Here is a 24,550-nt window from a genome sequence, read left to right as displayed (position 1 = left end):
TTACATGAGTGTTTCACCAAACTTCATCACTGGTATTTCATGCACTATTGTTAGCTTTGCAGGTATTAACAATTTTTAACATTTAAGCAGTTCTAAAAAGATTTAATTGTGCTTAATTCGCAAATATTTTAATTGCGTGATACTGAATGAAATCTGTAAGGTTTTATTATCACAAATTAGTTACCTGCACCATCACAGTTAAATAATAGTTAGCGTAGTTTACTTAATTAATTTTTTCCTGTTTTGAAAAAAATATACTCTTTGAAAAGTTTCCTGTTAATGGGTTTGTTAGCCCTAACATTAATTGAAAACGGATGTAAAAAATCAAGTGATGACAGCAAAGTTCTGCCTGTTATATTTACCATGTCGGCCATAGCTAACGTAACCTCTACTACAGCTCAAAGTGGCGGTGAAATATATGATTATGGTACCGCAGCATCTATCACTTCTGATGGCGTATGCTGGAGCTCTTCTTCACAAACCCCGACTACATCAGACTCACATACCAGTGATACGACAACCACTTACAGCTATACCAGTAATTTAACGGGTCTTACCGCTGGTACTACCTACTATGTAAGGGCTTACGCCATTAGCTCAGCAGGTACATCATATGGCAGTGTAGTTAAATTTACTACACCAACTGCCAATGCTTCTACTATAGCCACCGTAACCACCTTTGCCGGTAATGGCACAGCAGGCTTTGTAAATAGCACTGGTACCAATGCCCAGTTTGACCATCCGCAAGGTATAGCGGCCGATGCACAAGGCAACTTATATGTAGCCGATGCTTACAATCACGTTATCCGTAAAATAACGCCTGCTGGTGTAGTTAGCACCTTTGCAGGCGATGGTAATTTAGGTTATGCCACTGGCGCAGCTGCTACTGCTGAGTTTTACAATCCACAAGGTTTAGCTGTTGATGCCTCAGGTACGGTTTATGTGTCTGATCCGGGCAATAACGTCATTTACAAGATTGCTAATGGAGTAGTTTCTTTATTAGCTGGTAAAGCAGGTTATAGTGGCGCTACAGCCGGTACAGGTAATACAGCTCTATTTAACTCACCACAAGGTATTACTGTTGATGGCTCAGGTAACGTCTATGTTGCCGATCGTAACAACAACCGTATCCGTAAAATTACAACTGCCGGCGTGGTAACTACCATTTCGGGCATTACTCCTAACGGATATATTGAGGGTTATACTACTACCGAATCTACCACAGGTCCTTACGCCGAACTTAATAGCCCATCAAGTGTAGCTGTTGATGCCTCTGGAGTAGTTTATGTAGCCGATTACGATAATCATGCTATCCGTAAAATCAGCACCGACCATTTCACCAGCCAATTTATTGGTAACCCGATACAAAAAACGTTCGTAACACGTCCGGTAGATATCAAGCAGGATGCTTCCGGCAATTTCTTTATCGTGAACAGTAATGGCACTATTCAGGAAGTTACTACAGGCAACATCCTGAAAACAATAGCGGGCACTGCCGATGTTTATGGCTTTGCCGATGGTACTAACACTGGTGCTAAATTCAATTCACCGTATGCCGTAACCACAGATGCCTCAGGCAATATTTACATTGCCGATCAGCTAAATAATCGCATTCGGAAAATTACTTTGAAAGTAACCCCTTAATATTTGCAGCATCAAGCTGCATTAGAAAAAGAAAAGTCCTGCTGAACTAAATTCAGCAGGACTTTTCTTTTTAACTCTTTTTTGCGCTCGTTATCCAAATAGTAATCCGAATACTTCTTCAATACGGCTTACGGCCTTAATCTCGATATTGTAGCGAGATAAGTCCAACTGATTTTTATCTTTTTTACCCGATGGCAAATTGTATTTGGAAATAAATATCTGTTCGAAACCCAGTTTCTGTGCATCGGCAATACGCTGCTCAATACGGTTTACGGCTCTCACTTCGCCTGATAAGCCCAATTCGCCGGCAAAGCATATTTTAGAGGAGATAGGAATATCTTCATGCGAGGATATGATAGCAGCAGCCAACCCCAGGTCAATAGCAGGGTCTTCAACCCGAATACCGCCTGTAATGTTCAGGAAAACATCTTTGGTGCCCATCCGGAAACCACAACGCTTTTCCAGCACGGCCAGCAGCATATTCATACGACGCGTATCAAAGCCTGTAGCCGAACGTTGCGGTGTACCGTAAGCTGATGGGCTCACTAAAGCTTGTGTTTCAATCATCATCGGCCGCATACCTTCCAGCGTGGCGCTGATGGTAATGCCGCTTAAAGCTTCATCACGCTGCGATAGTAAAATTTCGGACGGGTTAGATACTTGCCGCAAGCCAGCCCCCAACATTTCATATATACCCAACTCAGATGCAGAGCCAAAACGGTTTTTAATAGCGCGTAAAATGCGGTAAACATGGTGCCGGTCGCCTTCAAACTGCAACACGGTATCTACCATATGCTCTAAAATTTTAGGCCCGGCTATCATACCATCTTTCGTAATATGACCGATTAGAAATACCGGCGTAGAGCTTTCTTTAGCAAAACGCAACAGCTCGGCCGTACACTCGCGTACCTGTGATACACTGCCCGGCGTTGATTCAATATGCGCCGAATACAAGGTTTGTATGGAGTCCACAATAACCAGATCGGGCTGTAACTGTTCAATCTGCTTAAATATATTCTGGGTAGAAGTTTCAGTCAGGATAAAACAGCCCGCTTGTTGGCTGGTGCCTGATGGCTGCGTGTTAGTTATGGAAACCTCTGCATCTAGCCTTTGCCCTCTGATTTCCGGTTTCTGCCCTCCTACTGTACTGATCCTTTCCGCACGCATTTTTATTTGGCGGTCACTTTCCTCACCTGATACATACAGCACCTTCGCCACAGGCATGCTTAGAGCTATTTGCAGCATCAAGGTTGATTTACCAATACCCGGTTCACCGCCAATCAGCACCAGTGAGCCTGCTACAATGCCACCGCCCAATACACGGTTTAGTTCTTTATCAGGAGTTAAAATGCGGTGTTCTTCGGCAAACGTAATATCAGCTACAGGCACTGCCTTGTTGGCCCGCTGTAATGAGGTAGAGCTTTTATTACCTGCTGCTTTCCAGTCTGGAATGGCAGCATTTACTTTCTCTACTACTTCTTCCACAAAAGTATTCCATTGCCCACAAGAAGGGCATTTGCCCAACCACTTTGGTGATTCAAAACCGCAGCTCTGGCAAAAATAGGAGGTTTTAGTTTTAGCCAAGTATTTGTATTATTTCGAGTTTATCTGTTTAATCTTGGTGTTTGCAGCCATACCACTTACCCAAAATCAACTATAAATATACTACAAAGGGCTGATAGTTACTATCAGCCCTTTGTCATGGTTTGCTTTGAAAACTGCAAATTCGAACTTCCGAAATCTGAAATCAAAGCTTAATTTCTTCTTCTTTCGAGTTAAAAAAGTGAAACTCGGTAAGTTGGTAAGCCGAATTGGCTTTTACCTTAATCCACTGCCCATACTTAAAGTACCATTTCATTTGCCGGGTGAAAATACCTTTCTTAATATAAGCCTCAACATACGGGTGCACTGTTAAAGTAATGTGCTTTTCGTTTTGTTCAGTTAAAATATAGTTAAAGTTATTTTCAATATCATCCAGCAGCAAAATACTTGACCGTATAGTACCTGTACCATGGCAGGTAGGGCATACTTCGCTGGTTACAATGTTCATTTCCGGGCGCACGCGCTGGCGGGTAATTTGTACTAATCCAAACTTGCTTGGAGGCAGTATGGTGTGTTTAGCCCTGTCGTGTGCCATTTCCTCACGCAAATAGTCAAACAGGTCCTTACGGTTCTGCGGCTTATGCATGTCAATAAAATCAATTACCACAATACCGCCCATATCGCGCAGGCGCAGCTGGCGGGCAATTTCCCGGGCAGCTTCTTTGTTTACCTGCAAGGCATTCTCTTCCTGGTTTTCTTTGTTAGCCGTACGGTTACCACTGTTTACGTCAATAACGTGCAGGGCTTCGGTATGCTCAATTACTAGGTAAGCGCCACCAGCTAGGTTTACAGTTTTACCAAAAGCCGATTTAATCTGCTTTTCAATACCGTAATGCTCAAATATCGGATCGCGGTGTTTGTGCAAACGCACAATACTTTCTAAATCGGGCGATATATCATGCACATACGAACGTACTTCTTCAAAAATTGAATTGTCGTTTACGTATATATGCTGAAAATCAGGATTCAGTAAATCACGCAGCAAAGTTGAGGTACGATCAATTTCGCCTAATATCTTTTTGGCAGGCTCAGTTGATGGTAGCCTAGTCATGAAAACTTCCCACTTGGATATCAGATCCAGCAGGTCTTTCTGCATTTCAATAACCCCTTTACCCTCCGATACCGTACGGATAATTACGCCGAAATGCTCAGGCTTAATGCCTTCTACAATTTTGCGCAACCGGGTACGTTCGGTATTGCTCTTGATTTTTTTAGAGATGGAAATAGTTTCGGAAAACGGAACCAGCACTACATACCGGCCGGCAATAGATAAATCTGAACTCAGGCGTGGGCCTTTAGTGGAGATGGGTTCTTTAGCTATTTGTACAGGTATCAGCTGGTTTTTAGTTAACACCTCCGATATTTTACCAGATTTGTTAATATCGGCTTCCAGCTTTAAGCTATCAAGCAATTTTGACTGGTAGCTTCCCCCACGCACCTGTTTAGTTAGCTTGAGCAGGCTTTGTACCTGCGGGCCCAGATCCAGATAATGCAAAAATGCATCTTTCTCATAGCCAACATCAATAAAGGCAGCATTAAGCCCGGGCATAATTTTTTTAACCCTGCCCAGGTAAATATCCCCAACAGTATAATTATTGGAAATCTGCTCTTTATGAAGTTCTACGAGTTGTTTATCCTGTAACAGGGCAATAGTAGCCCCGTTAGGGGATGAATCGATAATTAATTCTTTTATCAATTGCTACTCCATTTCTTCAAACGGCATGTGCCGCACATATTAATAAGAGGGTCAAAAACAAAAATAAAAAGTTTGCCTGCCGATATTACATCCGCAGGCAACTGTATCAGCTTAAGCAAGCCGTTTATTTCTTTTTATGTCTGTTTTTTCTTAAACGTTTTTTACGTTTATGAGTAGCCATTTTATGTCTTTTACGTTTTTTACCACTTGGCATAATTTTTTAGTTTTTAAGGGTGATTAATTTAATTTTTTAATTCTTTGATATACTCATTAATACGCTGCTGAAAAACCTGATCGGGCATTAAATCCTTACATTTTTCGTAAGCATCTATAGCTTCGGCTTTCATACCTAACTGTTTGTAACTTTCAGCCAGGTAAAAATAAGGTTCTAATTCAGGTTTTTGGGCAATCATCTTTTTAAAACGATCAACCGCTTTCTGGTACTGGCCCGATTTCATGGCAAACTGCCCCAGGTTCAGGTTGGCATTACGGTTACTTGGGTCTTTACCTACCACATCCAGCAGCAACTGGATACCCTGCATCGGCGATCCGCCTTCAGGGTCAGGCATGCCTAAACTGGTTTGGTTTACATAAGCAATACCTAAACCGCTTTCCGCATCCATGTTCTTTTCATCTAACGCACGTGCTTTTTTAAAGGCTTGTATGGCATTTACCACAAAGGCTGGCTGTACGGTAGTATCCTGGCTAAATTTGAAAGCATCATTAAAGCGATTGCCAGCACTCAGCCAATCATTAAAGGTGTTACTGCTTTGAGCTACTTCCTGGTAATAGAAAGCTGCCGGAGCTGGTTGATTTACAGCATCCCATTGCTGAGCCAGTTGCTTTTGCAAGTCCAGCTTAGCCTGGGCTGATGATGCTTTTTTAAGCTGCGCTTCCAGCTCGTTAATTTTAACTGACAAACCTCCGCCTATAGCGGCTTTGGCGGGTTCAGAAACGGCCTGAACGGTAACTTTAGCAATCGGGCGCGCTTCAGCTACCTGAGCAGCGCCTGCACTTGCTCTGCCCTCAGGAGGTTTGATTAAACCTTTAACCGGCTGCATATACAAATAGCCCATAACGACCATTACGGATCCTACTGCAACTATTTGTTTCCAATTCATTTTACTTAAGCTTTGCTTTTAGTTTTGTTACCTGTTCTTACTTTCTCAACAAAAGTTTTAGCGGGTTTAAAGCTAGGTACAAAATGTTCGGGGATAATGATAGCGGTATTTTTTGAGATATTCCGGGCTGTTTTTTTAGCTCTCTTTTTTACAACAAAACTTCCAAAACCTCGCACATATACGTTTTCGCCACCCACCATTGAGGTTTTGATCACTTTGAAGAAAGCCTCAACTGTTTCCTGCACATCAACTTTCTCTATTCCTGTTTTAGTCGAGATTTCGGCTATGATATCCGCCTTAGTCATATCTGTTTTCCTTGATTATTTTATGTAAATACTTAACTGTTTTGGGGTTGCAAAAGTATGCGTTTAAACGTAAACTGTAAAATAAAAGATGGTTTTTTTTAACGCAGAGCCTATTTCCTTGCAAACATTACACCCGTTTAACAGTTTACGCCCCACTAAAAGTTAAATTTGTAGTACATGAATTTTGCTAACGAACTGCTGCACTGGTATCAGCAGAATAAGCGTGATTTGCCCTGGCGGCATACTACTGACGCTTACATTATATGGCTTTCTGAAATTATTTTACAACAAACCCGGGTTGAACAGGGCATGCCCTATTTTAATCGGTTTTTAGAAACCTACCCCGATATTAACGCCTTTGCCAATGCCAGCGAAGATGATATTTTAAAGCTTTGGCAAGGCTTAGGTTACTACTCGCGCGGCCGTAACATGCTTAAAACTGCTCAATTAATTCAGCAGCAATTTGGTGGCCGTTTCCCTACAGCTTACCAGGATTTAATTAAGCTGAAAGGCATTGGCGAGTACACAGCGGCGGCTATATCATCTTTTTCTGTTAATGAGGCCCGTGCTGTAGTTGATGGTAATGTATACCGGGTACTGGCACGCTATTTTGGCATTAGTGAGCCTATCAACAGCACCAAAGGAAAAAAGCTATTTCAGCAATTGGCCGATGAGGTATTGAATAAAGAACAACCCGGCCTGCACAACCAAGCCATGATGGAATTTGGCGCCATGCTGTGCAAACCTAAAAATCCGGCTTGTGGTATTTGCCCTGTGCGTACCGGCTGTGAAGCCTTTAAGCACAATGCCATTAATCAACTACCAGTTAAACTGAAAACGGTTAAAATTAAAGAACGATTTTTTAACTACTTTTTGGTTGTACACAATAACCACATTTTAATGCACAAACGTACCGGCAATGATATATGGACCGGCCTGTACGACCTACCTTTAATTGAAACCCCAACATTGCTGCCTGCGTATGAAGTAATTAAGCTGCCCGAAGCACAACAGTACTTTGGTGATGACATACACATCAAAGAAACTTTTGGCTTACAGCATTTTGCGCTAACCCACCAGCGCCTTACAGTTCGGTTTATACAAGTAGAGAATACGCCAGTACAAATGAAAGATAGCTGGTTTTTTACTGATGTAACAAGTTTGCAGAAATTAGCTTTACCTAAAATCATCTTTTTATTTTTAACTAATTTTTTTAAATTTGAAAACAATTCTCTATTTTCTAACTAAAACATGTCTGGAATAAACAAAGTAATTTTAGTGGGCCACTTGGGTAAAGACCCTGAAGTGCGTCATCTGGAAGGCGGCGTATCAGTAGCTAGTTTTCCATTGGCTACTTCGGAAAGTTTTAATAAAGACGGCCGTAAAATTGAACAAACTGAATGGCATAACATTGTAATGTGGCGTGGCTTAGCCGATGTTGCTGCCAAATACCTGCAAAAGGGTAAACTCGTGTATATTGAAGGCAAACTTCGAACCCGTTCTTTTGAAGACAAAGGCGGTGTAAAAAAATTCACTACTGAAGTAGTAGCTGAAAACTTTACTATGCTGGGTCGTAAAAGTGATTTTGAACTGGAAGGTGTAGCCTCTCGTCAGGCTTCTAAACACGATGAAAGTACTGACAGTTATGATACCATGACTGATGCCGACGATCTCCCATTCTAAATACTGCCCGTCTCTCCAGCTTTATAACATAAAAAGCCCTGACATATATGCCAGGGCTTTTTTGATTTTTAGCATTCAAGTACTCCGTTAATCTATAACCCGGTACAAATGCCTTTGTGCATCCTAGGTAGCTTTTATATTATAATAGTTAATTTACCTGCAGGGCAACTTGCCATACGCTATAGAAGCTAAAGCTTCATACAACCTGTGGTTAAACTAACGCAAAACAGATGATAAAATATCATCGTAATAGGCTGATAAAAATAGCAATACAGCCATTAGCCATAAAGCTAGTAAATAATAAGCGCCTTGCTTATCTTTAGGATGCAAATCATTAGAACTAATGTTATTGGATAGTGCACTCATAAGCTTTAGTTTGAAAATGATAAATGATGCATGTTAATTAGTTGCAATTTACCTAATTGACAAATGCAAAAAGTATCAATTTACTAAATCATAGTATTACCAGCATATCTACTATATTACGTTACAAATCAATTACTTAAAAATAAAAATCACGATATTATAATATTAAAGTATGAAATTTTTCTACAAAAAATTTCATACTGTGAAATAATGATTTTCGCAAAATCAAGCTATCACCTTTTAAATATAATTAAACGAACCTTTAACTCTACTACCATTTACATTATTTCTACAGCATTATAATTACCAACGCACCTTAGCGCCATAATTATTAAGTATATAAAAATACTTATTATTTAATCATCTTATTACAAAGCACTATCAACCTATCACCCATCAGAAAACACTTAAAACCCAGGCGTAAATTTTCATGTTCATAGTAGGTAATTTTTATGCTACTTATTTTAATAATGTGCTTTTAAAAATTACGTTAAACAAGTACGTTGCATTAATTTTCCTGGTTACCTGATGCTATGAAAAAAATATACCTTTTTGCCCTTTATTGCTGTGTTACTCTATCTGTATCTGCTCAAAACGTTAACAGAAACCGCTTTATAACGGATAGTCTTGATAATTATATTAACCGGGCCCTTACCAACTGGCGCGTTCCGGGTGCGGCGGTGTGCGTAGTTAAAGATGGGCGCATTATACTGCGTAAAGGCTATGGCATTAAAGAGCTGGGGCTGGCTAATAAAACCGACGAGAATACTTTGTTCATGATTGGCAGTAACACCAAAGCTTTTACAGCAACGGCTTTGGCTATGCTGCAAAATGAGCACAAACTATCGTTAGATGATAAGGTAAATAAATACCTGCCTGATTTTAAGCTGAACGATAAAACAGCCGGTGAGTTGACCACCATCCGCGATTTGCTAAGTCATCGTATTGGCTTTGCTACTTTTCAAGGCGATTTTGCCTTTTACAATACTGATTTATCCCGGCAGGATATTATAGAAAAGATGGGACACGTGAAAGCCGCTTATCCTTTCCGCACCAAATGGGGTTATACTAATTCGGCATACCTGACCGCCGGATTAGTACTGGAAAAAGCCGCCGGGCAACCTTGGGAAGCTTACCTGAAAAGCAACCTGTTTGCACCTTTAGGTATGAGCAGCACCGTAGCCTTATCAAAAGATTTGGCTACCTCTTTTAACAAATCAGCAGCACATACTTTGGTAGATGGCCGGCTGATTGCTATTCCATATGCACAGTTAGATAACCTGGCGCCTGCCGGTGCTATTAGTTCATCTATTAGTGATATGAGCAAATGGGTAATGGCACTGTTAGATAATGGTAAAGTAGCCGGACGGCAGGTAATACCGGCAGCTGCCATACAAGCCCCCCGCCAAGCCCAGCAACTGGTAGGCAGTGATGTAGAAAGCGGGTATCGGGCTTACGGTTTAGGCTGGTTTTTACAAGGCTATCGCAACCACCGCATGATTATGCACACAGGTGGTGTAAACGGCTTTGTATCATCAGTAACCTTAATGCCAGATGAAAACCTGGGCATTGTTATTTTAACCAACAATGACCAAAACGAACTCATTAATACGCTGAACCTGGAAATTATAGATGCTTACCTGAAGTTGCCTTATCGTGATTATACCGATGCCGCCCTGAACCAAGCCAAAAGCCGGCAGGCACGTGAGCAGCAACGCGATAAGCAACTGCGTGATTCAGTGATGCTGAATTTAAAACCCACCCTATCGCTTGATGATTATACCGGCAAATATAGCAATGAACTTTATGGCAATCTCACCATCAGCAAAGGTGAGGCTAATGATTTAGATGTACGCTTTGAACATCACCCGCGTATGTTTGCCCGCCTGCAACCGTTGGGTGGTAATCGCTTTTATGCTGTATTTTCTGATCCTGAATTTGGCCGCACCGTTTTCCCGTTCACGGTGCAGAACAACAAAGTTCAGAGCGTGCAGGTAAAAGTATCGGACTTTGTGGAATACACACCTTATGAGTTTAGAAAGAAGTAGTATAATAGAAAATTGAATTACGCACTTTAGAATATTACTAAAATTTGATTGTTAAGTAGCCCTTTACAGATACAATTTCAAACTTACTGCTGCAAATTGCTGAGTTATTCTTAAAATTGTTAAGGTATACTTGCCTACCTTTAATTTCAACTTAAGATTATCGCAGCAGCATGCAAATTTTTTCTTTCATAGCAGCATTTTTGCTGATACGGGACATACAAAAAAGCTTTAAAAAGGATCCTTTACTCTATATTAAGTGGAATAACCTGCTCCGGGTTGGCTTGTGGACCACGGCTATATTAGCCTTAGGGCTTAATACGATGTTGCATGGTTGGTTTAGCGATTTTATAGCCGGACTAACGTTACTGGGTATGGTTTCATTTATCAAGAATGAACCCGACCTAACACGTTTTCGGCCTTTTGCTTATGCGCATCTTCCGTTAGTTGCCACAACTTTATTATATGGATTTGCCGATTTAATATTAGGAAACAGTGAGAGGTGGGATTCATGGAACGATTACTTGCAGATTGCTGTAGTAGGTGCATTCATCTGGATATTTGCCCGTTCGGCTTTTTTTAAAAAGCAGCAGAAAGAACTGGAAATTGTATCTGAACAAAAAAACGAACTAGAAGTGTTGGTAGCCGAACGCACCTCCGAGCTCACCCTGCAAAAAAACGAGCTGCTAGAAACATTGAAAGAGCTGAAAGCTACACAGGCCCAATTGATACACCAGGAAAAGCTGGCCTCATTGGGTGAGCTAACGGCGGGTATTGCACACGAAATACAAAACCCTTTGAATTTCGTCAACAACTTTTCGGAAGTAAGTATGGAACTGTTGGATGAAATGGAAGCCGAACTGGCCAAAGGCGATATCGAAGAAGTTGAAGCCATTGCTGCTGATATTAAACAGAACCTGCAAAAAATCATCCACCATGGTAAACGTGCGGATAGTATTGTGAAAGGCATGTTGCAGCACAGCCGTACCAGTACCGGCCAAAAAGAGCCTACCAACATTAATACGCTGGCCGATGAGTACTTAAGATTGGCTTATCATGGCTTAAGGGCTAAGGACAAATTATTTAATGCGACGCTGGTATCGCACCTGGCACCTGACTTGCCGCCGGTTAATGCCGTAGCGCAAGATGTAGGTCGCGTGTTGCTCAACCTGTTTACCAATGCTTTTTATGCCGTGCAGCAAAAGCAAAAAACAGGTTTGGCCAATTACCAGCCTACAGTTTCGGTAACTACCACCCAGCAGGGCAGCCAAATATTAATTTCAGTTAAAGATAACGGCACAGGCATACCGGAAGAAGTTCGGGATAAAATTATGCAGCCTTTTTTCACTACCAAACCTACGGGCGAAGGTACCGGCTTAGGCTTATCACTGAGTTATGATATTATTGTGAAAGGGCATGGCGGCAAAATAGACATTCAAACACAGGAAAGCGAATACACCGAATTTTTAATTACCCTCCCGGTTTAAAGCCTTTAACTATTGATATATTTGTAGGAAGCTATATGAAAATACTGGTTGTTGATGACGAGGCCGATGTACAGCCCCTTTTTTTACAGCGGTTCCGGAAAGAAATACGCAGCGGCGAGTTGCAATTTACCTTTGCCCTATCGGGCGAACAGGCGCTGGATTTTTTGAAAGAAAAACCTTCTGAAGTCGTACTGATTCTGTCTGACATTAACATGCCTGGCATGAGCGGGCTGGAACTGTTAAACCATATCCGACATGACTATAATGCGCCACCGCCGCCTGTGGTCATGATGGTAACGGCTTATGGCGACGAGGAAACTCATCAGCAAGCGTTGCAAAACGGGGCTAATGATTTTCTAACCAAGCCGCTTGATTTTAACCTCTTAAAAGAAAAACTTAAAATTTTTGTTGCATAATGGCCAAAATACTGGTAGTGGACGATGAGGAAGACCTGGAAATACTGGTGAGGCAAAAGTTTCGCCGAAAAATAAGGGAGAATGTGTATGAGTTTGTGTTTGCCCGCAATGGTGCCGAAGCGCTGGAGCAGGTACAGGCCCACCCGGATCTGGACATTATTCTGTCGGACATTAATATGCCGGTAATGGATGGGCTTACGTTGCTGAGCCGCCTGCCCGAAGCTAATCCGGTACTAAAGGCAGTAGTGGTATCAGCCTATGGTGATATGCAGAACATACGTACTGCCATGAACCGCGGCGCTTTTGATTTTGTATGCAAGCCGGTTGATTTTGAAGACCTCGACCGTACCATGCAAAAAACCATCGACCATGTAAAGCAACTGCAGCAAACCATCAGAGCCATACAGGAAAACAACATACTGAAAATGTATGTAGATGAGCATGTGCTCAACTTCATGACGCATAAAGAATTTGAGCAAAGCCTGATGAAAAGCGAACTGCTGGATGCTACGGTAATGTTTGTGGATGTATGCGGCTTTACGGCTATTACCGAGCGGGTACCGGCAGGCACCGTTGTTAACCTGCTCAACAGCTTATTTGATGATATTGTAAAAGAAATCATTGCCCAAGGCGGCCATGTAGATAAATTTATAGGCGATGCCGTAATGGCCGTATTTAGGGGTGATTACCATTTGGACCGGGCCATAGAGGTAGGCTTATCTATTAAAAAGCAGCTGGACAACGTACAGCCCATTACCATTGGCGATAACCAAGCCCACCAGCCGCAAATCTCTATCGGTATCAACTCTGGCGAGATGGTATCGGGCAATATTGGGTCGGTATCGCTGAAACGGCTAGATTATACCGTTATAGGCGATGTGGTTAATTCTGCACAACGCCTGCAGGCTGCTGCCAAACCAGGCCAAATTGTAATTAACGAAGAAACTTATCTGAAGGTTAAAGGCAACTTCAGCTGCGAAAAAATTGGCGAGGTTACGCTTAAAAACAAAGCCCAACCTGTAGTTATTTATGAGGTAGTGGCCTGATGGCCGCAAGCAAAACCCCGCTTCCGTTTATTCATACAACACGGTGCTTTAAAACATTCCACGCCAGTGCCCGGCTTAATAGGTAGGCACAGGAGTGGTTGTTAATACTTCCAGTTGCAACACCAATATTTCGGTTTTGTAACGTTTTACCTTTAGGTCATCTACCCACATTTTGGTTTGTATTTTGCCGGCAACGTGCAGCAGCTGACCTTTGGTAAGCGTTACATTACTCATGCACGAATGAGTTACCGGTACTTTAACCGAATGCAGCTCAATGTGCTCTATGTAATCATTCCCTTTTTTTATCTGTTCGGTGGTAGCCAGCGTAAAATAGAGCTCATCTTCTTTATCCTGATTTTTGTGTAAACGGGGTTCTTTTTCAATTTGCCCTACCAAAAACACTTTGTTGATGCCTGTATTATTTAGTAACATGATTTGTAGCTTAAATAGTAATAGAATAAGATGATGTATTAATAAGATTTGTAATAGTGCTGGTGAGTTCGTCCAGATCAAAAGGCTTGGGCATAAAGGCATTGCAGCCGTAATAACCTAATGATTTGAAAACTTTGGGGTAGGCTGATACAATAATAACCGGCAACTGGCGGGTATGCTGGTCGGCTTTTACCTGATGGCAAAGCTCGCCGCCGTTAATGCCGTTTAAAATGTAATCAACCATCAGCAAATCGGGCTGATGCTTGTTCAGTAATGAAAAGATATTATCAGTACCTGATGCTACCGCCACTTCAAACCCTTCGTACTGCAAGGCTTCCTGCATCACATCCAGTATATCTGCATCATCGTCCAGAATTAAAATCTTCCTCATTGTATTAGTTAATATTATTTCTGAAATAGCCAATGTAATCTCTCAACTCCAGCGGATGTATATCCACCATAACCAAGGTATCCATCAGGCCCTCGGCCATTTGGCGGGGTTCCTGGTTTAATGAGAAGTAAGTGTCAAAGCCCAGCGGCAGGTGCCGGGTAGCGGGCCGGTATTTTACCGGCTTCAGGGTAATTAGGGTTTCAAAATCATGAGCCTCAACACATTGCGTTTTGGAGAGGCAAAAGCTATAACCCTGAGTAATTAGAAAATTCAGTAAAATGGGGGTTAGCAAAGTACTCATAGCTATTGGTTGTAATTTATAGCTAAGGTACCTGCTTGTATTTTTCTACTCTATACGTAAAAACACCAGAAAGGCATACGGGAAATACCTAATTTTAAATTAATAGTTAAATTTAATATGTATAAGCCTAACTAATCATACCATTCAGGAGAGCAAGTTTAATAAGGGCGGGGGTATTACGAGCTCCCGTTTTATCAATAAGGGCTTGGCGGTGCCCTTCAACGGTGCGCTTGCTGGTAAACAGTGTATCGGCTATTTCCTGATTGGTATAGCCATCGGCAATCAATTGCAACACCTCTATCTCACGGCTGGTAAACTGGGCATCCGCAGCCATCTCCAAAGGAACTGGCTCAGGCATGGCCATCATGCGCTCCAAAAAGCGCATGGTAAGCTCCGAGCAAATGTACTTACCATTAGCTTGTACATGCTTAATGGCAAAATGCAACTCTTCGGTGCTTACGCTTTTCAGCAGGTAAGCGGCTGCTCCCGCTTTAAAAACCTGCATTACATATTTTTCATGATCAAGTGCACTTAAAACTACCACGCTAACAGAAGCATAACTTTGAGTAACCTTTTCGGTTAGCTCCAGGCCGCCCATTACAGGCATGGTCATATCGGTAAGCAGAATATCAGCCTGGCCGCCGCTTTCCAGAAAATCAATCACTTCTTTACCGTTGCGGGCTTCCGCTACAATAGCAAAATCTTGCCCATCATGCAGTACCGACTTCAAGCCGTCTCTGACAATGTTATGATCTTCGGCCAGGATAATATTAATCATAAGCTTATATTCATTAAAATTGCAGGCAGGCAGAATGGGTTTTTGACTAACTCTACCAGCAGAGGTTTAATCAGATATTTACAAATATCCTTCATCCGTAGTTGAAGCATTGTTATGTACAGAAATCAGTAATTCTTTTAGCCGTTCAATATGGATACGTAACTCCTCAGCTTTTGTTATCAGATCTTTCTGAATATTATTATCCTTGCCATTTTGTTGCGAGGCCATGTTTAATTGCAGGTTACGGCGTTCTTCCATCATCCGTATTGAAACCCACAACGATTCCTCGAGCGATTCATTTTGCTTTTCCAGCAGCAAGTTTGCGGTATATACGTGGCCGGTATAGCAACGGTAACGCAAACCGTTTTCATTTTTAATTTGCCAGAGCCCTCCCCCACAATCCGGGCATACGTAATTGCTGTGCGTACCGATTTTTTCCAGGTCAGTTATATTACTGGTCATACGTTCTGTTATTTCTGATTCTATCCTAATATCTTCAGGTACCGGAGCGGGCGATGCCGCAGGTTTAGAAAAAATATCGGCTAAAACATAACCCATTTCGGCTACAGGTACCCGGTAATCTACATCTACATTGTTTAATACGCTAACCGGCATGTCTGGAAATTCTGCATCAACCGGTTCCTGCACCATACAAATACCGCCGCTGCGCTTAACAGCCTGCATGCCCGAAGTACCATCATCCAATAGGCCGGTTAATATAATACCGATAGCCCGTGCATTAAAGGCTACCGCAGCCGACCGGAAAAGCACATCAATAGATGGGCGCCAACGGTTTTCGTGCGGCGCGTTAATCAAGCGTATTTGTTCAGGCTTTATCAGCATGTGCACATCAGGTGGTGCAAAATAAATAGTTCCTTCCCGTATGGTTTCCCCGTCTTCCGGAATACAAAAGTTATAAGAAGTATGTTTTTCGAGTATCGTTTTTATAATTTGAGGCGATGATACTTTCGCCACATGCATTACAATGAATATAGCTACGGGCATATTTTCGGGCACTATAGCCAACAGCTCTTTAATAGCTGCTAAACCGCCCGCCGATGCTCCTATAACAATAATATTTTTTAAATCACTCATATAATGGTAATGGTAATGGTAATGGTAAAAATCAAACCACCAGTTTGATTTTTACCATAGTTCCTTGTTCCGGAACCGAGTCTATCTGCATAGTACCATTATATAAACTGAGTCTATTTTTAATACTGCTTAAACCTGCTCCACGGGGTTGCCTCTCCTGTTCTTTTACATTGAACCCCGTATCATTATCTTTTACAATAATGTTAATGTGCTTGTTTTTCCTTACTTCAATATAAACCAGGTCGGCACCGGAGTGTTTCATGCAATTGTTTACCAGCTCTTGTATAATGCGGAAAATGCTGGTTTCTAATAGTAAATCAAACCGCCGGTTAAAGCCAACTGTTAAGTGCTGTATTTTTAAACCTGATGATGATAATCTTTTAGTCAATTCTTCGATAGTAGCAGGCAAGCCAAAATCATTTAGAATAGCAGGGGCCAGCTCGAATGATATATTTCGTGTTTCCTGTATAGCTACATTCAGTAAATCATTAATACGATTATAAATTGCAGGCGGCGTTTGCGTATTATTTAACTCATTCATCTGAATTTTAATACCGTACAACAACTGGCTTACACTATCATGCAGGGCATCGCTAATGCGCTTGCGTTCGTTCTCTTCAGCATGCAGGGTAGCAATGGTAATATCGCGCTGTTGCCGCTGTTTCGAGGCAGCCGCTTCTTCTTCCATATGCTTTTTATCCGTAATATCTACCATGATGCCGATAAAGCCTTTTTTATCGTTCGGCTTAATAGCAATATGCCCCCTGATGTTGGCAAAACACACTTGCCCTTCATCATGCAGAAACCGACACACCAGGTCAACTTCGCTATCGTGAATCAAAGCCGTCCGGAAATGCTGATCAACCATCAACTGATCTTCAGGATGTACCAATTGAATAAAAGCCTGGTAGGTGTTACCAAACTGATCTTCTTTTACGTGGCATAAGCGGCAATTGGCTTCATCCAGGCTAAAATGCATTGTATTTACGTCTAGCTCCCAGGTACCGGCTGCCGAAGCTGCTAGAGCCAGTTCTAAACGTTCTTTGGTTTCCGAAAGGTTTTGTTCGCTCTCTATCCTTTCGGTAATATCAACAATAGCAACATAGCATTTGGATAATGCTTTAACACCAATGCCTTCTACCTGGGCATGAAATACAGAACCATTTGTTGCCACAAACATCAGCTGGCAGCTCTGCCGTATATTAGCTGATTGTATTTTATGAAAAAAACGATAGTATATATCATAAAACTCGGACGCAACAAAGCTTTGCAACCTTTTACCTTTTAAAGTGCCTTTACCCTGAGTATTTAACAATGCCATACCCGCATTATTCACCTCTTCAATAATGCCGCTACGGTCCAGAACGAAGTAACCTACCGGCGCCAAATCATACATGCCGATAAGTTTCATTTGCTCTAACTCGAGGTTTTCGTTGGCAATGCGCATTTCATCATTCTGCATTTCCAACTCAATCTGGTGTACCTGCAACTCCTGAAAAAGCAGCTTAATATCTTTCCCTTCTAAGCCAATATCCTCAAAGTTGCCTGAATTAAGCACCAGTTCGGCTTTAGTCCTCAACTTGTTAAAAGCTGTTTGTCCGTCGTTTTTATGTTCACTTTCCACTGCTGAACAATTTATAGTTCATGAATAATAATCAGTATCAAAAGCAAGAGCGGTTCATTAACATTTTCATTTATAAATGGTCGAGCCGTAAGCTCAAAATTTTCACCAGGCAAGTACTCTACTTTAAAAGAGGTAGTTGTGCTGGTTTCGGCATTTCGGCATTGCTGCAGTAGTTTATCCAGCTCGATGGTTTTCCAGTGTTCATGCACAAAGCGGTCAAATAAATAGCCTTTAATTTCGCGCTCTTTTACTTTAAACACCGACATAAACCGTTGGTTTACATTTACTACCTGCAAATCTTTATCTAACTGTAAAGCCGGTTCCTGCAATACATTAATAATATCGGCCGAGTAGTTTTGCAGAGCGTTAAGCCTGTATTCCATTTGCTTGTAATTGGTAATAAGCGTAAACGTAAGTACCGCGCCCGATATAAAATTATCGAGCGTTCGGTAAGGCAGAATACGTACGTTGTACCAATCGTTATTTTGAGTTTTTAACTCAACCTCTTTAATAGCCAGCCGCTCTATCACTTCTTTTACGTTTTCCTCAATCAGCCGATAATCAAACGCCGATACAATGTGCGATAAAGGCCGGCCAACATCACTCGGTATAATACTGAACAGCTTGCGTATAGGTGGTGTATAGCGCAACACCTCCATATTGTTGTTTAAAAATATAGTGCCGATTTCGGTAGAATCGAGCAGGTTTTTCATGTCATTGTTCAGCATGGCCAGCTCTTCTGCTTTGGCTTGGTACTGCACGTTAATGGTCATGAGCTCCTCATTCAATGATTGCATTTCCTCCTTGGTAGTTAATGATTCCTCGTTGGTGCTTTGCAGTTCCTCATTGGTGCTTTGCAGTTCCTCATTGGTGCTTTGCAGTTCTTCGTTGGTTGATTTAAGCTCTTCCAATGAAGTTTCCATTTGTTCAATGGTGTTACTCAGCTGCTCTTTAGTGTACACCAGCTCTTTTTCCAGCTCTTCAATGGCCTTATCATGGCCTGCTTCGCCTTTGGTTGGCTGTCGGGTTGGCTTTTTAAACAAGCCTTTATCTTCAAACACAATCAGCAACAACCCTTCCAAAGCCTTTTCCATCAGCAAGCTGGCTTTCAGGTTAATAGTCCTGACTTGATCGCCTTCTTTTAACTTGATATCATTAATGGTAACCAGCGCCTTTTGCGAACGCGCCTGATGAATAACGTTGCCCAATACATACCGAAGCTCTTCGCGTATCATTTTGTAAATATTCATCATCGCTTCGCCCGAAGGCAGCTCCAGAAATTTACCGGTACGCCCGTTCGAATACAAAATATCGCCTTTATCATTAATCAGCACCGAGGTTGGCGTAAAGTTTTCGAGCATGATTTTGTTAAACGTATCCGCTATGGAAACTTTAGGCACAATCTTTTCACCCTCTTCTATTCTCAATATTGCATTGGGCTGCTTGGCTACATGAAATGGAAAATCAATCATCCGGTTAATAGCCGCGCTACCTTCTTTGCGTTCAAAAATTTTCCACTTGGGATCAACCGCCACAAACATTTCCGTAAAGCCGCCAATAGTTTCGGCAGGCCCCATAAACATGATGGCTTTAGGGTTAAGCGAATAATGAAATACCGGGATAATCTTTTTTTGCAGCTCGGCGGTCAGGTAAATCATTACGTTGCGGCAGCACAGCAAATCAAGCCGGGTAAAAGGCGCATCTTTAATGAGGTTGTGCTGGGCAAACACAATCATTTCGCGTAACTCTTTTTTTACAGTATAGTTAGCTTCATTTTTGATAAAAAAGCGCGTAATACGTTCGGGCGATACATCGGCAACAATATTGGTGTTATATACGCCTGCACGGGCATGCTCAATAGCCTCTGCATCCAAATCGGTAGCAAAAATCTGTATTTTGGGCAGCTTGGCTTTTTTGGGTACATCCAGGCATTCAATCAGCAGCATAGCTATGGAGTAAGCTTCTTCGCCGGTTGAACAACCAGCTATCCATACCCGAACAGGTTCATTAGTGCTTTTTTGCTGTATAATGGGTTGCAGTTTATTCTTGAGTGATTCGAAAGCAGCCGCATCCCTGAAAAACTTGGTTACGCCAATCAGCAATTCATTAAACAGTACATCTACTTCCTGCGGGTTTTCACGCAGGTAATTAACGTAATGCACATAATCGGGCAGTTGATGGTAGGCTACCCTGCGGTCGATACGGCGCACAATAGTGCTTTTTTTATACAATGAAAAATCATGCCCGGTATGTGAACGCAACAGCATCAGTACTTTTTGCACCGAGGTACTATTCCTGATTTCCATTCGCGCCTGTTCAGAAGGCTCTTCAGATAGCACCGGGTGGTTCAGGTACTGAATCAGGCACATCGGCATTTCTTCTGGCGATAATACATAATCAACCAAATTAGTACCAATGGCTGCAATGGGCATGCTGCTATAAGGAGCCGTTTCAGGATCTTGCACCATAACCATACCCAGCTTTTCCTTAACCATGCGCACCCCGGTTTCCCCATCAGAACCCATACCCGAAAAGATAATCCCTACCGATTTGTTCCATTGGTCGTCGGCCAGGCTTTGCAAAAAATAATCAATGGGCTGCCGGTAACCGTTAGGCTTCTGCACATTCAGCAGCAACAGCTTACGGTTATGTATGCCCATATCTTTATTAGGCGGTATAATGTAAATATGGTCAGCCTCTACCGGCATACCGTCTATCGCTTCTAACACCGGCATAGGTGAATACTTCCGGATTAATTCGCTAACCTGACCTTTATGGTTGGGGTCCAGGTGCATAATAATCACGAAGGCCATACCACTATCGGCCGGCATGTGCGTAAAAAACTTTTCGAAAGCCTGAAATGAACCTGCCGAGCCGCCAATACCCACGATAGGGAATGCAGTTTTTTTCGACTGCTTTTTGCTGCCACTGGATTTATTAACCGAACTTTTTAGATCGGCTAATTTCTTTTCAGGTTTTTCAGTGTTATCTGACATTGTATAAACAAATATGTGTTCAACCTTAAATGGTAGAAGTACTTAGTATATGAAAATATTACGGCTTTTGCAATACTCTTGTTCTGCCTGTTTAACTACTAAACTGACTTAAAGTATTTTATACAGAAATAATATCAGGGGAACGGCTAAGTGAGAAATAGTCAGTTCACTTCATTTTTGAAAGTACATACTCCAGTTGCATAAACAGCAACTACAGCCCGTACAAAAATGCTGACTAACTTCAAAGGTAGTAAAACTATTAAGGGCAAGCTTTTTAATTCATACTTTTTTATCCCCGGTTATTATGGTGCTTTCCCTTATTAATCAAAACCTTCAACCTGTACAAGCTTGTACTGCCTGATGCACTTTACCTAGGCTACATAAAAGCCAACCCTACCATTATGAAAATTTAATTATTTAACATGGTTTATTCTCAATAAGGTAATACTTTTGCACAATTTTTAAAGGATACTCCAAAGCAGAATAAACAACAGCCCTCCCTCTCTCCACGCATTAAGCACAGCAAAAGCCCCTAATAATTTATATTTAATAACCCCTTCTATGACGAAAAATCTACTCATTTTTTTATTCACCTTGCTTTACTCCATTGCCACTTTCGGGCAAAACCGAAGCGTTAACGGTAAAGTAACTGCACAAAACGATGGCTCGCCGCTGCCGGGCGTGAGCGTTAGTGTGAAAGGCACTTCCAGTGGTACACAAACTGATTCACAGGGCAACTTTACGTTAAATGTAAGCCCAGGCGCTAAAGTTTTGGTATTTACCTACATTGGCTTTAAGCAAAAGGAAGTAGTAATAACCGGTGGTACTATTGGCGTAGTATTACAGGAAGACCAGCAATCATTAAACGAGGTAATTGTAACCGGTTATAACACGCAAAACAAGCGTGAAGTATCTGGCTCAGTAACCACCATTCGCGGCGATCAGGTAAGCCAAGTACCTCTGGCATCGTTTGACCAAGCCCTGCAAGGCCGGGCAGCAGGTGTTTTAGTAGAGTCAAATTCTGGTCAGCCAGGCGCACCTGCTTACATTACCATCAGGGGTCGGGGTTCGGTACTGGGTGGCACAACGCCGCTATACATTCTGGATGGTATAGAAATTACCGCCCGCGATTTTGCCAGCTTAAACCCGAATGATTTTGCCTCATTCAACATTTTGAAAGATGCGGTTGCTACGGCTCAGTACGGTTCCAGAGGATCGAACGGCGTTGTAGTTATTACTTCGAAACAAGGCCAGTCAGGCCGCCCCGTTATCCGGTATGATTTGCAGTTGGGCCGCTCTAAAGCTCCTGAAAACAAATTGCGCGTAATGAACACCGACGAGAAGCTGGATTATGAGCTTGTTAACGGCAACCCAAACGGCTGGACCGATGCGGAGATTGCAGCTTTCAGAAAAATTCATACCGACTGGGAAAAAATATTTTTTCAAACCGGTACTACCAAAAGCCACAACCTGAGCATTTCGGGTGGCAGCGACCGTACTAAATACCTGATTTCGGGTAATATATTCGACCAAACCGGTACCGTACCTACTACCGGTTTAAAACGTTATACCGGCCGGGTTAACGTATCCAGTGGTACCAAAGATTGGGATTTTGGCCTGAACTCTACATTAGGTTATTCAGACTTAAAGGCTACAGCCGAAGCCAACACCACAGTTTCAGCACCTTTAAATGCTATACGCTGGTCAAACCCCTACCTAGCGCCTTATAACGCAGATGGCACCTACACACAAAACCCTACCGGCCAGCCCAACCCACTGCCTGAGCTGCTGGAGAATAAAAACCTGAGCGGCGAAATGAAGCTGGTAGGCAATGTTTATGCGGTCTATCGCGTGCCGGTTATACCCGGTTTATTTGCCAAGGTAAACGGCGGTGCCGATTATACATCAACCGAAACTTCGGTGTATTATAGTCCGCTTACTAATGAAGGTATAGGCTCAACTGGTGGAAAAGGTGCTTTATCGCGCGGGTATGATAAGTTTGTACGATATACGCTTACTTCCTCTATCGGTTACAATAGGAAATTCGGAACCGACCATAACTTATCGGCCACGTTATTTAATGAGGTAGTAAAAGGTACCGATTCAAACTTCGGTTTTACCGGTTACGGTTTAGGCGGCGCTTTTGAAAACGAAGCAGGTATTACGCCAGGTAATGCAACCAACAACTTTATCCCTACCGTACGCGGCAGCGGAACCGAAAACGCGTTGTTATCATACTTCGCTATCATCAACTATTCTTACAAAGATCGCTACTTTCTGCAACTGAATGGCCGCCGCGATGGTTCATCACGTTTTGGTGCCAACTACCGCTATGCCAACTTCGGTTCGGCAGGTTTAAGCTGGGTTGTTTCCAACGAATCGTTTTTTGAGCCAGTTAAAAATATTTTCAGCGATTTTAAATTTAAGGTTAGCTATGGTTCTGCTGGTAATCAATCCGGTTTAGGAGATTTCCAATCGTTGGAGCTTTACTCCAGAACCGTATATAATGGCGTAAGCGGTTTATCACAAACCCAGCTGGCCAGCCCTAACCTAACCTGGGAACAAAGAAAAACCTTTAACACCGGCATTGAATTTACCGCTTTTAAAGGCAGAATTGGCGGAACGCTGGAATACTACAATGCTTTAACCGACAAACTATTGCTTAACCAGCAACTGTCCAGAACTACCGGCTATACCAGCATTACCAGCAACCTGGGCGCCATGCGCAACAGCGGTATAGAAGCATCGTTAAACGTTGATGTGCTGAAAACTCGGCGCATTCGCTGGAACCTGTACGGTAACTTCACTTACAATAAAAACCGTGTAACCAAATTATATGCAGGGCAGAATGAAATTACTGATGATATCAGTATAATTCGTCCGGGTACATCATTTAATAGCTTGTACCTGGTAAGGTATGCTGGCGTTGATCCGGCTAATGGCAACTCCATCTACCTGGATAAAAACGGCAACCCTACTGAAACTTACAACGCGAACGACCGCGTTTTGGTAGGCTCAACCGAAATTCCGTACTTCGGTGGCTTTGGTACGGTAGTCAGCTACAAGGGGCTGGAACTTAATACCCTGTTCAGCTTTGTTAAAGGCAATAAAATTTATAATAACGACCGGGCAAACGTTGAAAATCCTGATTTATCATTTGATAACATCAGTGCTGATTTATCAAGAGAATGGCGCACACCCGGCCAAATTACTGACATACCAAGGGCCACCCAAACCCTGGTATCCGGAACCACCCGCTTTGTGGAAGACGGCAGCTTTTTAAGATTACGCAATGTAACCCTATCGTATGATTTGCCTAAAAAGCTAATATCAGCCATTAAAATCAGCTCGCTTCGCTTTTTTGTACAAGGCCAAAACTTAGCTACCTGGAGCAAATTCAGAGGCTTTGACCCTGAGGTAACCTCATCTACAGCCAATGGTTCGGCAGGCACATTAACGGGTTCGCAGTATCCGGCTTTACGCACCATAACTGCGGGTTTAAGTGTTGGCTTATAATTTAAA

20 protein-coding genes are annotated in these 24,550 nt (G+C 42.2%); 8 read left to right on the top strand and 12 right to left on the bottom strand.

Going from position 1 to position 24,550, the window contains the following annotated elements; genetic code table 11:
* Positions 1-243: 243 nt before the first annotated feature.
* Entirely contained in the window at positions 244-1,644 is a 1,401-nt protein-coding gene (locus HH214_RS12865; RefSeq protein WP_169608244.1) for an NHL repeat-containing protein, read from the top strand.
* 90 nt (positions 1,645-1,734) lie between these two features.
* On the opposite strand, the gene radA is transcribed toward HH214_RS12865, so the two are convergent.
* From radA to HH214_RS12845, 4 genes are all read right to left on the bottom strand, one after another.
* The gene (radA, locus tag HH214_RS12860; RefSeq protein WP_169608242.1) at positions 1,735-3,228 is read right to left on the bottom strand and encodes a DNA repair protein RadA; all 1,494 of its coding nucleotides are present in this window, start codon (positions 3,226-3,228) and stop codon (positions 1,735-1,737) included.
* A 163-nt stretch (positions 3,229-3,391) separates the two neighbouring features.
* Positions 3,392-4,942 (bottom strand): Rne/Rng family ribonuclease, encoded by a 1,551-nt coding sequence (locus HH214_RS12855; protein ID WP_169608240.1) that lies wholly within the window; start codon positions 4,940-4,942, stop codon positions 3,392-3,394.
* 242 nt (positions 4,943-5,184) lie between these two features.
* Positions 5,185-6,063 (bottom strand): tetratricopeptide repeat protein, encoded by an 879-nt coding sequence (locus HH214_RS12850; protein WP_169608238.1) that lies wholly within the window; start codon positions 6,061-6,063, stop codon positions 5,185-5,187.
* Between the two features lie 5 nt (positions 6,064-6,068).
* Positions 6,069-6,368, bottom strand: a complete 300-nt coding sequence (locus tag HH214_RS12845) for an HU family DNA-binding protein (RefSeq protein ID WP_169608236.1) — start codon at positions 6,366-6,368, stop codon at positions 6,069-6,071.
* 177 nt (positions 6,369-6,545) lie between these two features.
* Here HH214_RS12845 and mutY point away from each other — a divergent pair, with 177 nt between their 5' ends.
* Positions 6,546-7,616 carry an A/G-specific adenine glycosylase gene (gene mutY, locus HH214_RS12840; RefSeq protein WP_169608234.1) on the top strand — a complete coding sequence of 357 codons (1,071 nt, stop codon included), beginning with the start codon at positions 6,546-6,548 and terminating at the stop codon, positions 7,614-7,616.
* Positions 7,617-7,619: 3 nt separating this feature from the next.
* Entirely contained in the window at positions 7,620-8,051 is a 432-nt protein-coding gene (locus HH214_RS12835; RefSeq protein ID WP_248282092.1) for a single-stranded DNA-binding protein, read from the top strand.
* Between the two features lie 216 nt (positions 8,052-8,267).
* Here HH214_RS12835 and HH214_RS12830 read toward each other — a convergent pair whose 3' ends face one another.
* On the bottom strand, positions 8,268-8,417 hold the full coding sequence (locus HH214_RS12830; RefSeq protein ID WP_169608232.1) for a hypothetical protein: 150 nt from the start codon (positions 8,415-8,417) through the stop codon (positions 8,268-8,270).
* 533 nt (positions 8,418-8,950) lie between these two features.
* On the opposite strand from HH214_RS12830, the gene HH214_RS12825 reads away from it, so the two are divergent.
* The 4 genes from HH214_RS12825 (at position 8,951) to HH214_RS12810 (ending at position 13,411) form a co-directional block, all read left to right on the top strand.
* Entirely contained in the window at positions 8,951-10,465 is a 1,515-nt protein-coding gene (locus HH214_RS12825) for a serine hydrolase (RefSeq protein ID WP_169608230.1), read from the top strand.
* A gap of 170 nt (positions 10,466-10,635) precedes the next feature.
* A complete protein-coding gene (locus HH214_RS12820) occupies positions 10,636-11,949 on the top strand; it encodes a sensor histidine kinase (protein ID WP_169608228.1) in 1,314 nt (437 codons plus the stop codon).
* A gap of 35 nt (positions 11,950-11,984) precedes the next feature.
* Positions 11,985-12,365, top strand: a complete 381-nt coding sequence (locus HH214_RS12815; RefSeq protein WP_169608226.1) for a response regulator — start codon at positions 11,985-11,987, stop codon at positions 12,363-12,365.
* The gene (locus tag HH214_RS12810; RefSeq protein ID WP_211166222.1) at positions 12,365-13,411 is read left to right on the top strand and encodes an adenylate/guanylate cyclase domain-containing protein; all 1,047 of its coding nucleotides are present in this window, start codon (positions 12,365-12,367) and stop codon (positions 13,409-13,411) included. Before HH214_RS12815 ends, HH214_RS12810 begins: the two co-directional genes overlap by 1 nt.
* A 75-nt stretch (positions 13,412-13,486) precedes the next feature.
* On the opposite strand, the gene ssb is transcribed toward HH214_RS12810, so the two are convergent.
* The 7 genes from ssb to HH214_RS12775 form a co-directional block, all read right to left on the bottom strand.
* Positions 13,487-13,843, bottom strand: a complete 357-nt coding sequence (ssb, locus tag HH214_RS12805; protein ID WP_169608224.1) for a single-stranded DNA-binding protein — start codon at positions 13,841-13,843, stop codon at positions 13,487-13,489.
* 10 nt (positions 13,844-13,853) lie between these two features.
* A complete protein-coding gene (locus HH214_RS12800) occupies positions 13,854-14,234 on the bottom strand; it encodes a response regulator (protein WP_169608222.1) in 381 nt (126 codons plus the stop codon).
* A 4-nt stretch (positions 14,235-14,238) separates the two neighbouring features.
* Positions 14,239-14,535 carry a hypothetical protein gene (locus tag HH214_RS12795; RefSeq protein ID WP_169608221.1) on the bottom strand — a complete coding sequence of 99 codons (297 nt, stop codon included), beginning with the start codon at positions 14,533-14,535 and terminating at the stop codon, positions 14,239-14,241.
* 127 nt (positions 14,536-14,662) lie between these two features.
* Complete coding sequence (locus HH214_RS12790) at positions 14,663-15,313, bottom strand: response regulator transcription factor (RefSeq protein WP_169608220.1); 651 nt, start codon at positions 15,311-15,313, stop codon at positions 14,663-14,665.
* Between the two features lie 78 nt (positions 15,314-15,391).
* Entirely contained in the window at positions 15,392-16,408 is a 1,017-nt protein-coding gene (locus HH214_RS12785; protein WP_169608219.1) for a chemotaxis protein CheB, read from the bottom strand.
* Positions 16,409-16,439: 31 nt separating this feature from the next.
* Complete coding sequence (locus HH214_RS12780; RefSeq protein WP_169608218.1) at positions 16,440-18,032, bottom strand: PAS domain-containing sensor histidine kinase; 1,593 nt, start codon at positions 18,030-18,032, stop codon at positions 16,440-16,442.
* A gap of 11 nt (positions 18,033-18,043) precedes the next feature.
* Positions 18,044-21,028 (bottom strand): CheR family methyltransferase, encoded by a 2,985-nt coding sequence (locus HH214_RS12775; protein WP_169608217.1) that lies wholly within the window; start codon positions 21,026-21,028, stop codon positions 18,044-18,046.
* 561 nt (positions 21,029-21,589) lie between these two features.
* Between HH214_RS12775 and HH214_RS12770 the strand changes: the two genes are divergently transcribed.
* On the top strand, positions 21,590-24,544 hold the full coding sequence (locus HH214_RS12770; RefSeq protein ID WP_169608216.1) for a SusC/RagA family TonB-linked outer membrane protein: 2,955 nt from the start codon (positions 21,590-21,592) through the stop codon (positions 24,542-24,544).
* Positions 24,545-24,550 lie beyond the last annotated feature (6 nt).

It is taken from the genome of Mucilaginibacter robiniae, assembly GCF_012849215.1.
Taxonomy (GTDB): domain Bacteria; phylum Bacteroidota; class Bacteroidia; order Sphingobacteriales; family Sphingobacteriaceae; genus Mucilaginibacter; species Mucilaginibacter robiniae.
Note: the sequence above shows the minus strand (reverse complement) of the source record. Positions and strands in the feature narration are given on the sequence as shown.